Below are 11,251 nucleotides of genomic sequence, written 5' to 3'. Positions count from 1 at the left end.
GTGCTCGGATGGCAGGCGCAATCACCGATCGCGCACTGCGGCAGGAACGGACGCGAGCCGGCGCAGGTAGGTGTTGTCCGCCTGCGCGGCCTTGCTGGCGCATTCCTGTGCTTGCCTGCCCAGGGTGTGCAGCAGGCTGATCTGCATGTTCAGCATGACGCGCTGCAGTTCGATCTCGTGCAGGTCGTGCAGCAGGTTGACCGGCGTGCTGGGGCTCGCCATCAGCTCCTGCCACAACGCCACGCCCATGGCCGATCGATCGTGCTTGCGCCAGCGAAGAAAGGTCGTGCCTGCGCCAGTGGTCTGCTGGGCCAGCTCGACGGGAAGCAGGTGGAAGGGATGCCCGCACGCCTGTGGCAGCACCTGTCGCTGCGCCAGGGCAATCAACTCGTCGCGCATGGCGAAGCACTGGCTGGCCCAGGCCTCGAAGTCCCCTTTACCTTTAAAAGGCTTTAAAAGGCCTTTTAGAGAGGCCGCGTGTTCCAGCCGCATGAAGGCTGGCTGTTCCAGACGACGGAAGTAGCGCGGTTCGCGGTTCGGGTCGCTCATGCCGGTTCGTCCTCGCCGGCGGCTGTGGACTTGGCCTCGGCCGAATCGGCGGCAGCGCCTTCGTCGGTGGGAGATGCGGCTGCGGCAGCGCTATCACCACGCTGTTGCAGACCACGGCGCACGACGGGCGGCGCAAACTTCGAGCGGCGCATGCCTTCGAGCACGTCCTGCGGCAGTTCGCCGAACTTCTCCAATGCTGCCCGAGCTGCGGCGTTCTTGGCCGCGAAGTCGTCGCGGGTGCAGCCCGAGTAGCGGTATTGCTGGGCCAGGCTGAACAGGCTGCGCAGCGCGTGGGCACCTTCGTTGAGCCAGCGCTCCAACGTCGAGCGATCGATCAGCGCGGTGTGGTGGGCGAGGATCAGCTTGCGGGCGATGTCGTCGTAGTCGGCCAGCAGATAGACGGCGGCAAAGCCGAGCTGCGCGTTCACGAACAAGGGGAGCTTCACCGGCTGCACGTTGAGGTTCTCACCCAGGCTCAACGCCGCAGGCACGCCGGCCAGTGCCTGGTCAACCTGCTCGCGCAGCGATTGCAACGTGGTCCTGGTCTGGTCGAGCTTTTCCTCGATGCGCAACATCCACCAGTCGCTGTACGGGTCGTCCTGCTCCGAGCCGCGCTTCATCTTGTTCATCACGGCGATGTAGCCGTTCAGGCCGACGATGCCGGGTCGCCCCTCGGCGGCGGCGCGGCCATGCCAGATGCGCGAGGCGTGGTGGGTGTGAAGCGTCAGCGACATCGCGCTGCGCAAAGAGCCGAGATTGAGTTGCAGAGGTTCGTTGGTTGCCATGGCGTCCGCTCGCTTGGGAAAAGGAGCGGTCAGGATCGGCACGCAACGGAAGGCAGTCAGTCAACAAACCGAAATGAACCGGGACCCGGTTGTCGTGGCAGCGGTGGCCTGTGACACGAGCTATCCCCAGGGGATAGCTCCATCGAAAGCCATGGAGCGCTGCTCGCGCAAATGGTGCGTGCGCTCATGCAACCGACGCCATTACGGCCCCCCTGGACCGAAGTGCCATGCCGTGCCTGTCGGCGTTACAGCTTGTAGTACATCTATCCCCTGGGGATAGCTCTACTGACGGCCATCGACGTCTGCTTCACGCCCTTGTCGCTCGTCGCGCTCAGCTACTGCGCAGAAGGTCGCGCAGCCGGTCAATGTGCTGCCGGGCCACCTCGGGTGGAACCACATTGCGCGGTGGTTCAGGCGGTGCATCTCGTGCAGGGGCAGGTGGCGGTGCTGACCCGGCTTGCTTGGCCCAGGCGTTGAACTCGCCACGGATGGCGCGCTGGATGATGCCGAACAGGTAGCCTGCCGGGTTGCGGATGGTGCTGCCGCGACAGCGATCCGCCCATTCGTCCAGCACGGCCTGGCGTAGCGGAGCATCGACCTGCTGCAATGCCACGATGGCGGCGGCCTGCTGCTCTTCCTTCAAGCCGAGAAAGCGATCAGGCAGGCGAACTCCTGGCATCGCACGCGCCTGCCCACGCTCACGCGCGGTAGTACGTACTTCATTCATACGACTACTACGTACAGTACGGTCCTGCTTCGGATTCCGAAGAGCGCCGTCTGACGCGGGTTTCGGCCCTGCTTCGGAATCCGAAGAGGGGTCATCAGAATTCCGAAGAAGGCTCGGCGCCCCTTCTTCGGAATCGTGAACCCTATCCTTCTGTGGATAACTCTCCTGCGACCCAATGCCCTGGCTCGCGAGGCGTTCGGCAAGGACCTGCAGCCGCGAGGGCAACGTGCGGCCAGACAACAACGGGTCTTCGGCGATTTCCTTGAGGGTGTGCAAGCCCACGACCTGGACGGCCTTGGCCGAATGGCCCAGGGCTTGGCTGACGAGCTCCAAGTAGTCCGGGTCGAGCTGCATCGCCTCGAAAGGCGTCAGGGGCTCATCGTGCAGGACGTAGAGGTTGCCGAGGATGCGCCCGGTCTTGGGGTCACGCCTGCGGCGCACGAGACTCAACCAGCGAGTCAGGCGCAACAGCGTCAGCGCCCGTGCCACGGTCTCGTGAGAGGCCTGTCCGGCGCAGGGCATTGACGCGAGCCACGGGCGAAGTTGCTCATACGTCGGAAACGCCGTGACCCCATCCTCGTTGAGCATCATCCGAAAGACTTGCCAGGCATTGCGTTCCAGCGGCGTCAGGCGTCGGTCCAGGAACAGCCGTCGCGGCACGCTCTCGTGCCGATTGCCGCTGAACAGAAAACCGTCGCCGGTTGCGGAGACAGGAGATGTTGCGGATGCGGGAGCTGGCGCGGACGCGGGCGGGCGAGGTTTCGGTGCAAGGTCTTTCAGCGCGCTGTCGAACAGATCAGCGAGGGCGACCGGGCCTTGGCGTGGTGCTCGTGGTGCAGCGTCGTCCACGGCCATGACTCAACCCAATCCCTGATCGATCCAGTTCTTGATCGCAGCCCAGACCACCGACAGCGGCAGTTCCATGCCCTCGGCGAGGTCCATTGCCGCATCAAGAACCGAGGTCTCATCCTCCAGCTCGACATTCCTGCTGCTGGTCACGGCCTTCCAGCGTCGCCACAGCTCGGTGTCCTGCTCCTCGTCCAGAACCGGATGGCGCCCCTTGCGTTTGGGCAGGCCGAGAACTTCACGCCGTAGCGCGACTTCCTGGTGCGTCAGCCCATAAAAACGGCTCGCCATTTCCGTACTGGCCCCCAGGCGCAACATGCGATCGACGGTGGCGATCTCCTTCTCCACGTCCTGCGCCTGTTTGAGCAATCGCCGGAGCACTTCCCGGTTCACCGAGACAGAGCACCACGAGACGCTGGCATTGGCCAGTACGCTGATCAGCGCCGGATGCTTGAGCGCATCCAATTCTTCCTCACCGAATCCCATCGCCTTGCAGCGGCGCAGTTGCCCGTTGCGCAGATCGTAGAGCGCCTGCGCGATGACGGCCTGGTTGAGTGGGTTAGGTGCGGACATGCGGGCCTCCCTCGCTCAGGTCCCAGGACCGAGAGCGCCGGCTTCCAGATCCAGCAGGCGCCGGGCCAGCCGCAGCAGACGAAACAGCTTGACCAGCGCGGTGTCGCTCAATCGCCGGGCCCCGTCGGCATGACGTTGGCCTTGGCCGTGCAACAGCGCTGGCAGGTCGGTGACGAAGTGCCCGCCGTCCAAGCCCACGTCGGCCGACTGCTGACCGGCCAGGGAAACCAGCAGCGCGAGCACGGCACGTGCGAGCGGCGACGAAACCTGGGTCGGGGCACGACACGCGAACCCGATGCCATCTGAACGATCCTCGACACACGCGTCCAGGTCGACCTCGCCCGCGATCTCGCGCGCGAACTGCGCGATGTGGACGCGCAGGCGGCCGGGTGCGTCGAGACCTGGCTCGATATGCCAGATGTCCGAGATGGGATAGAGGCCACCGGCCTGCACGGGAATCGACTGCAGCACGTTGGCCGAGAAGTCGGGCGGAAGCGCATCGCCCAACTGGTCGGCGACCATGCGCTGGATGGACTGGAGCCGCTGCGTCGTGGGTGCCGGAGAGACGATGTGCTCGTCAAGTAGATCGCCAGCCGCTGCCGCAGGGGTGGCTGCGGATGCCTCACGCGGGGCCGCATCGTCCTGGGGCCTTGTCGGCGCGGCGGCAGAGTGGCCTGCAGAATGTGCTGCTGTGGCGGGGGACGGTGCCGGTTCAATCGGCGGCCGTGCGATGGCCCCAGGCTCAGGCAATGCCGGCGGCGCCGATGGCGGGGTTGGGTCGCTGACCAGGGCGCGGTGGCGGCTCTCGGATTCGGTCAGGTCCAGGGCAAGCACGTCGTAGTCGATGCCCAGCAGCTCGGACATCTGACCGATCAACTCGTCCTGCACACGCTGCGGCGAGAACTCGTCGGCCTGGGTATCGAACTGCGACAGCACTTCTTGGAAGAAACTGTCGAAGTCGAGCGGCAGGGAGCGGCCCTTGGCATAGTGCTCCCACGTGCGCTCACTGGCCTTGCGCATGACCGACAGCCGCTCGACCTGGTGGCGACCGAGGCCACCATACAGCACGGTCGGGATCGCAGGCAGCAGGTAGCGCACCGCATCGGCCATGCGGCTGATGTGTGACTGCTGCACGGGGAAGCCGTCGGCGCCCAAGCGACGGGCCAGCTCGGACTGGCTCAAGGTCGTGCTGCTTTCCGCTTCATAGAACTCGCGCGCCTTCTCGACGCCGAGGGCGCGCTCGATGAACGTCAAGCCGCCACGCAGTTCGTTCTCGGCGAGGTGCCCGGTCAGCGCGACGATCTCCCCGCGCGCAGGCCACGGCCGGAACAGGCACGATATGCGGAAGAAGCGCTCGTCCTTCGTTTCTGTCCAGAGTTCGCGCAGGATCGCCAGCCTGGTGTTGCCGCCGTTGCGGATGATGTAGTGCGCCTCGCCAGGACGGCGTGTGATGGCTGGCGCCGCATCCAGGCCGCGCTCGCGGATGGAGGCCTTGATTTCATCGTAGGCCGAGTTGCGCTTTTTGCGGGGATCGTGGTCGTAGGGCCGCAACTGGTCCAGCGTCACGACCATCGGCGTGTCGGCGATGGGGTCACTCAAAGCCGTGGCCGATGGCCCACTGCGCTCGAACCCGGCGGCAAGCAGCTTGCCGGCCATGTCCTGGGAGGTCATCTCAGCCATGGCCGCATCCCTCGGCGTTGGCGGGCCGGGCCATGCGGGCCTCGCGCTCGGCTCGGCGGATCTGCGCACGGGCATTGAGGTCTGCCCGGTAATCGCTCGCTGTCGAGCTGGTGTAGATGGCGGCGCAGCCGGTCTTGGTGAATTTGAGGTGTCCACCCCGAGTACGTTTGACGTGCCAGCCTTCGCTCACCGCAAACGCGATCAGGGCGCGCAGTCGCTTGTGGCCACGGGACAGTTCATGTGCGCTCGCCACGGGACCTCCCGGTTTCAATAGAACGTGGAGGACGGCCGGACACGCGGGCGAATCTGTCTTGCCACTGCGGGAACAGTTCGCCGGCGAGCGTGCGCATGGTGTCGAGCGCAGCGGGCGCAACTCTGCCTGGTGGCTGTCGATACTCGACGCGATGCACCGGCATGCCGCGGGTTGCAGCGCGCGGATAGGCTTCGATGGCCGGCACGTCGGTGCCCAGCACGCGGATGCCCGTGTGATCCTGAAATAGGTCGTGCAGCGCCTGCTGGATCATGCGTGCGTTGGCGGACACGGGGTGGACACGATTGATGAGTAGGTGCAGCGGTGGCGGTTCGATGCCAAGGTGCCGATACGGCGCGATGTCCTCCAGCAACTGCATGGTGCCGCGCCGCAGTTCGCGGGCCGCAAGGATTTCCGGGGTCACGGGTGACAGCGCCAGGCCGGAGGCGAGCACCGCCATCTCCAACAGCACCGAGCGCGCGCCTTGGGTGTCGATTAGCACCAGGTCATAGAGCGGCGCCAGCGCCGGCAGCAGGTGGCGCAACCGCAGGCGCCCGTCTGGCGCGTGCAGCAGCAAGGTGTTCAGTTCACCCCGGTGGTCGTTCGAGAGCACCAGGTCCAGGCCCGCGATGATGGTGCGGGACACGAGCTGGTCGAGACCGCGCTCGTTGAACGCCAGCAGCTCATAGATGCCGCCGGGCGCGCGGTGAGCCAGATCGTAGTAGGAGGACAAGGTGGGCTGCACGTCGAGATCGAGCAGCAGCACGCGCAGCCCCGCGTCCGCGGCGAGCCCGCCGAGGTTGGCGGCCGTGGTCGTCTTGCCGACGCCACCTTTCGTTGAAATGATGGATACGACCTGCATGGCGCTCTCCGTTTGGCGATGGGAAGTCCGAGGGGGAGCGAGTCAGGTGCGGTTGTTAAGGCGTTCGGCGATCCACTGATCGATCTCGACCGAATCCCAGCCCACCGCGCGCACGCCAAGGCGCAACGCCTGTGGAAACTGGCGCTTCTTCATCAGGTTGTAGATGTGGGCGCGTTTGAAGCCGGACTTCGCTTCAACTTCATCGAGCCGCAGGATGCGGCGCTCGTGCGGTGGCAGTACAGGTACTTGCGACATGGCGGTCACTCCTGAACGCTCAGTGGCGTTTGTTGGCGTGACCTCTATTCAATAGACATGGCTGCAAAAAGACATTGCAAATGCAATCTCCGAGACTGCACATACAAGATGGAAGAATTCACGCGGCTGCGCTACGCACATTCTTCCTGGCGTTGGCGAACTTGCCGTTCAAGGTTCGCTCCGTGATGCCCATGGTGCCGCCATAGTGGGCGAGCAATGCGGTGACGATTGCCTCCTGCGTCTTGAAGCTGGAGTACGGCACACCCGATGGGGATTGACCCAGCATCAGCGTCAGCATGCCACCGATGATGTTCAGGTACGTGGTCTCCGCTCGATCACTGATCGCGCACTGCTTGGATGCCAACAGCACCGCGGACTGCTTGAGCAAGGCTTCGTGTTGCGCTTGAAGTTTGCGCATCTCACGCCGGCTATGGTCCAGCGCGGCCTGCAGAGCCTGCCGTTCCAGCAGGATTGCCTGTCCTGTTTCCAGGGTGATGGAGGGATGCGCCATGCGCTCGCTGCGGCTGAACAGGAATCCGGGTCGATGCTCAGGATAGTGAGTGCGCATCCAGCGTTTCAGATCGACGTGGCGGATGGTCAGATCGGGTGAACTCACCAACTCTGGGTCATTGAGCGTGATCCCGTTCTTGCCAAAGGGCAGTTCCGAGTTGAGGATGCCGTCGTAGATGCGTTCCGAGTACAGCCGACACTCGTTCCATCGCGGGCAGTCCAATGTCTGCGGCAGGCACCGCGGTGATGCGATCGAGGCGAGGATCGACGCCTTGTACCGCAACAACCCAGCCCACCGTATGGCAGCTTCGATGGGACGATAGAACACCTTTGATAATGGTGGCTCCTTGTGCATGTTTTCGTCTCCTTTCGGAAGCGCTACATCACCGGCTCCTTTCTCGCCCTGCCAAGGGCTGTTGTGTCGTTATGCCTGTGGCGGATGCCAGGGACGAATGCCCCGGAACGTGGGCGGACGAGATCATGGCATCCGCCACAGGTGGCCCTCTCTTGCTCAATGTGCAAGAATCGACCAGTTGCCGGCCCGTCGAGTAACAAGGAAGAAGCACGCTCGACAATGGCGCTCACGGTGCCAGCGTCATGGGGTGCGTCAGGCGTATCAAGACCGATTCGCTATGGTCTGATATCCCTACGGTTTCACAAGTCGCGCTGGGGCGCAGTCGTTGCTCAACGTCCAGAGGGACGCAGAGAAAACCGCGCGTGTGATGCTTGTTCTGGCATCCTGATATATCGACATAGCATCCAGCGATCCTGGGCTGTGGCCAGTTTGAGGCTGTTGCGCGCCGCTCCCACACGGTCGCCAGCTGACCAGGTGATGTGAACATGCGCCCCATCTTTCCTTGCTCGCCGCTTGGCCTTCATCACGAACAGCCTTGGGCTGTGGTGCGCACGGCATCAAACCAAGCGCGGTCTCAACGTTCGATGCTGATGCCATTCCTGACGCAAGGAGACCTGAGTGTCGAGCGGCGTTGCAGGGGCGGGCCTCTGGTAGCCGTGTATTCTGCGTCGGTTGTCAGGGGATGAAATGGCAGTCCTTGGACGCTGATGGAAGTTGTTGGATGAGTTTTGTTGCCGAGGGCGAAGAACAAGGCTATAATTCAGGCCTTCGCTGCTCACGGCGGCGAAGAATGTGATTGGGAAACAAGGATTTAGCGCCCTAGTGCCTGTCTCGTTTCCCGCTCCAGATTCAAGAAAAGCGCTCCCGCAAGGGGGCGTTTTTCGTTTGTCATAAGGTTGGCTGCAAGGGCCGCTACAGTCGCGCCACGGCATCTTCATTGCCGGCGTGATAGGACTGTGTGGCAGGTGATCGCGGGTGACCGGAAAGCGGGCCCGGGGGGCGCACTCCATCGTCGGTCATCGACATTCAATGTCGTAATCAGAATGATATGCACCGATGGACGTGGGGACGTCCGGACGTGGTTCGTCGGAAAAATGTGCAATCGCAGGGAGGCGCATCCGGTGTTCCATCCCTTGCCGGCAGTGAAAGGATGACGAAAGGGCCATGGCAGCATTGCCTGAACCGATTGCGCGTTGTGACTGTTTTTCGACCAATTCTCCATGTTCGCTCCACAATCGCACGGTAGCCTTCATGCTCCTTCTACACGTTGGCGGGCTGGTGGTCAGGCGTATCACTCCAGTGGCAGTGCCCAGGACCGGGCGCGGATTCTCCCTGCAGGCGGTGCTGCGCCCCGGCGCGCTGCTCGCAAGCCTGGCCTTGGCGGGCTGCATGTCGGTGCCGGTTCCGGACCTGCCTGATCGCACGCCCAGCACCTGGACCCAGGTGCCGCAGGGCCAGGGTGTGGCAGTGGACGCCAAACAGTGGTGGAAAGTGTTGTCCGACCCGGCGCTGGATGGACTGGTCGATCAGGCCATCACCGGCAACCTCGACCTGCAGCAGGCCACGCTGCGCCTGCAGGCGGTGCGGATTGTCGCCGGCACTTCGGACTCGCGCTTCCTGCCGGAAATCTCGGCCAGCGCCAAGCAGGTGCAGGATGCCGCCGCGGTCGACACCTATTTCCACGCCGGTATCGAAGCGATCTGGGACCTGGGCCTGTTCGGCGCCGCCGAGAGCGCGCAGTTGAGTGCACAGGCGTCAGCCGGCAATGCCGAGGCGCTGCGTAGCGCCGCGCAGGTCGCGGTGATCGCCGACGTGGTGCGCAGCTATCTGGATCTGACCGTGGCACAGGCCCAGCAGGACCTGCTGGCCCGTCAGCAGGCGGTGGACGATCGTGGCGAACAGTTGGCCCTGGTACGCCAGCGCCTGCGCCTGGATGAGCCCGGCGAACTTGATCGCCTGCGTGCACGCCAGGCGGCGACCCGGGCGGCCACGGCGCAGGCCCGCGAAAATGCGGACAACGCTGCCCGCGCGCTGGCCCTGCTGCTGGGCCGTGATGGCCCGGATCCGGCCTGGCGCGCCTATCGCACGCCGCCAAAGCTGGGTGCGTTCTCGCTGCAGCAGGTCCCGGCCGATCTGCTGCGCCATCGGCCGCAGATCCTGCTGGCCGAATCGGAGGTGATGCAGGCTGCTGCCAGCAAGGGCTCCGCGCGCGCCGCGATGTATCCGCGGGTCAGTCTCGGCGGCTCGATCCTGTACGCGTACAACCTTACCCAGAACGCCCGCTCCAACTCCGACTCCAGTCCGTCGATCGGCCCATACATCGATATTCCGCTGTGGGACTGGGGCCAGCGCCGCGCGCGTTTCCATGCCGATGAAAAGCAGTTGGATGCCGCGCTGCTCGGCTACCGCAAGGCGGTGCTGGAAGGTGTGAGCGAAGTGGAAGGCGCACTGGGCAGCCTGGCGCGCCAGGACAGCAGCATCCAGTCGCTGCGTGCGGCCGATGATGCCGCCGGCCAGCAGGTCAAGCGCCAGGCGCGGCAGGTGCAGCTTGGCCTGTCCAGCGAATTCGATGGGCTCGACACGCAGCGTGCCGCACTGGCCTCGCAGGCTGATCTGATCGGTGCGCAGGGCGCGCGCGTGCTCGCATTCGCCTCGCTGTACCGCGCCCTGGGCGGCGCACTACTGCCGGTCGAGGCTGAGGGCGATTCGCAATGATCGCACTGGCCCGCAAGACCCTGGCCTACGAGTGGCGCCGGTTCCTGCCGGTGGTGCTGGCGATGTGTTTCGCCGGCGTGCTGTTGATCGTGCAGGCGGCACTGGTGCTGGGCATCTTCGGTACCGCCGCGATCTACGTGAAGGCTTCATCCGCCGATATATGGGCCGGTTTCCCCGGCACCCAGAGCGTCAACTACGGCCATGCAATCAGCGCGGATGTCGAAAGCCATCTGCGCATGGACCCGGATGTCACCCGCGTCGAGCCCTACGAGTGGGTCGATGGCGAATGGCGGTCCGGCGCGCAGGGCACCGGCAATGTGTCGGTGTACCTGTCCGGCATCTCCACCCAGGACGACGCGATGATGTTCGCGCGCATCCTGCCTGCCGACCTGCGCGCGCAGCTGCGTGAGCCGGGTGCGGTGATCGTCGACAGCGCCGATCTGGACACGCTGGGCGTGGACCTGCAGAACAACCGTGCGTGGATCAACGGCAAGGCGGTGCGCGTGGTCGCTGCACAACCCGGCCTGCGTGGCCTCGGTGGCGTCAACGTGCTGGCGTCGCTGGATACCGCGCGCGCCATTGCTGGCACCGATCCGCACGAGGGCAGTACCTATTTCGTGGCGGGCCTGCGTTCGCCGGACCTGGCCGACCGTGTGCGCGACCGCCTGGCTGCGTCGATGGGGCAGGCCACGCCGGTCGAGTTCTGGACTGCACCGGAGTTCGCCAGCCGTTCGCAGCAATACTGGCTGTTCGATACCGGCGCCGGCATCGCGGTGTTGTTCATGGCCGTCATCGTCTGCTTCGTCGGCGCAGTGATCACCAACCAGTCGTTTGCTTCCGTGGTGGCCGGCTCGGTGCGTGAGTACGCCACGCTCAACGCACTCGGTGCCGGGCGCTATGCGCTGGCGCGGGTGGTGTTCGAGCAGGCATTGCTGATCGGCGGCGTGGGCATGTTGCTGGCGGCGGCGTTCAGCACCGTCGTGCTGTTGATCGCACAGACCCAGCGCGTGCCGGTGCAGCTGACGCCGATGGTCATCATCGGCTGCGTGGCGCTGGTCGCGGTGATGGCCATGCTGTCGAGCATCATGGCGGTACGCAGTGTCGTCCGCTCCGATCCATCGTTGCTGCTGCGTTGAGGACCGGC

Annotated in this window: 11 protein-coding genes; 2 read left to right on the top strand and 9 right to left on the bottom strand. The window is 64.7% G+C overall.

The window, feature by feature from the left end:
* Positions 1 to 21: 21 nt before the first annotated feature.
* The 9 genes from BKE09_RS03165 to BKE09_RS03125 all read right to left on the bottom strand — a co-directional run bounded on the left by BKE09_RS03165 (position 22) and on the right by BKE09_RS03125 (position 7,392).
* Positions 22 to 549, bottom strand: coding sequence for a DUF3158 family protein (locus tag BKE09_RS03165; RefSeq protein WP_003098978.1), 528 nt, complete (start codon positions 547 to 549; stop codon positions 22 to 24).
* Complete coding sequence (locus tag BKE09_RS03160) at positions 546 to 1,334, bottom strand: PFL_4669 family integrating conjugative element protein (RefSeq protein ID WP_012112316.1); 789 nt, start codon at positions 1,332 to 1,334, stop codon at positions 546 to 548. The genes BKE09_RS03165 and BKE09_RS03160 overlap by 4 nt, the downstream gene beginning before the upstream one ends.
* A gap of 331 nt (positions 1,335 to 1,665) precedes the next feature.
* Positions 1,666 to 2,916: an STY4528 family pathogenicity island replication protein gene (locus BKE09_RS03155; protein ID WP_012112315.1), complete on the bottom strand. Its 1,251-nt coding sequence runs from the start codon at positions 2,914 to 2,916 to the stop codon at positions 1,666 to 1,668.
* A 3-nt stretch (positions 2,917 to 2,919) separates the two neighbouring features.
* Positions 2,920 to 3,480 (bottom strand): DUF2857 domain-containing protein, encoded by a 561-nt coding sequence (locus tag BKE09_RS03150; protein WP_012112314.1) that lies wholly within the window; start codon positions 3,478 to 3,480, stop codon positions 2,920 to 2,922.
* Positions 3,481 to 3,495: 15 nt separating this feature from the next.
* Positions 3,496 to 5,160, bottom strand: a complete 1,665-nt coding sequence (locus BKE09_RS03145) for a ParB family protein (RefSeq protein WP_075674835.1) — start codon at positions 5,158 to 5,160, stop codon at positions 3,496 to 3,498.
* On the bottom strand, positions 5,153 to 5,413 hold the full coding sequence (locus tag BKE09_RS03140; protein WP_075674834.1) for a hypothetical protein: 261 nt from the start codon (positions 5,411 to 5,413) through the stop codon (positions 5,153 to 5,155). The genes BKE09_RS03145 and BKE09_RS03140 overlap by 8 nt, the downstream gene beginning before the upstream one ends.
* A complete protein-coding gene (locus BKE09_RS03135) occupies positions 5,397 to 6,272 on the bottom strand; it encodes a ParA family protein (protein ID WP_012112311.1) in 876 nt (291 codons plus the stop codon). The genes BKE09_RS03140 and BKE09_RS03135 overlap by 17 nt, the downstream gene beginning before the upstream one ends.
* Positions 6,273 to 6,314: 42 nt before the next feature.
* Positions 6,315 to 6,527: an AlpA family transcriptional regulator gene (locus tag BKE09_RS03130; RefSeq protein WP_012112310.1), complete on the bottom strand. Its 213-nt coding sequence runs from the start codon at positions 6,525 to 6,527 to the stop codon at positions 6,315 to 6,317.
* A 118-nt stretch (positions 6,528 to 6,645) separates the two neighbouring features.
* Positions 6,646 to 7,392, bottom strand: coding sequence for a hypothetical protein (locus BKE09_RS03125; protein WP_012112309.1), 747 nt, complete (start codon positions 7,390 to 7,392; stop codon positions 6,646 to 6,648).
* Positions 7,393 to 8,643: 1,251 nt separating this feature from the next.
* Between BKE09_RS03125 and BKE09_RS03120 the strand changes: the two genes are divergently transcribed.
* Entirely contained in the window at positions 8,644 to 10,107 is a 1,464-nt protein-coding gene (locus BKE09_RS03120; protein ID WP_075674833.1) for an efflux transporter outer membrane subunit, read from the top strand.
* Positions 10,104 to 11,243 (top strand): ABC transporter permease, encoded by a 1,140-nt coding sequence (locus tag BKE09_RS03115; RefSeq protein WP_049446032.1) that lies wholly within the window; start codon positions 10,104 to 10,106, stop codon positions 11,241 to 11,243. The genes BKE09_RS03120 and BKE09_RS03115 overlap by 4 nt, the downstream gene beginning before the upstream one ends.
* Positions 11,244 to 11,251 lie beyond the last annotated feature (8 nt).

It is taken from the genome of Stenotrophomonas sp. TD3 (genome assembly GCF_001939825.1).
In the GTDB taxonomy this organism is placed as follows: Bacteria; Pseudomonadota; Gammaproteobacteria; order Xanthomonadales; family Xanthomonadaceae; genus Stenotrophomonas.
Note: the sequence above shows the minus strand (reverse complement) of the source record. Positions and strands in the feature narration are given on the sequence as shown.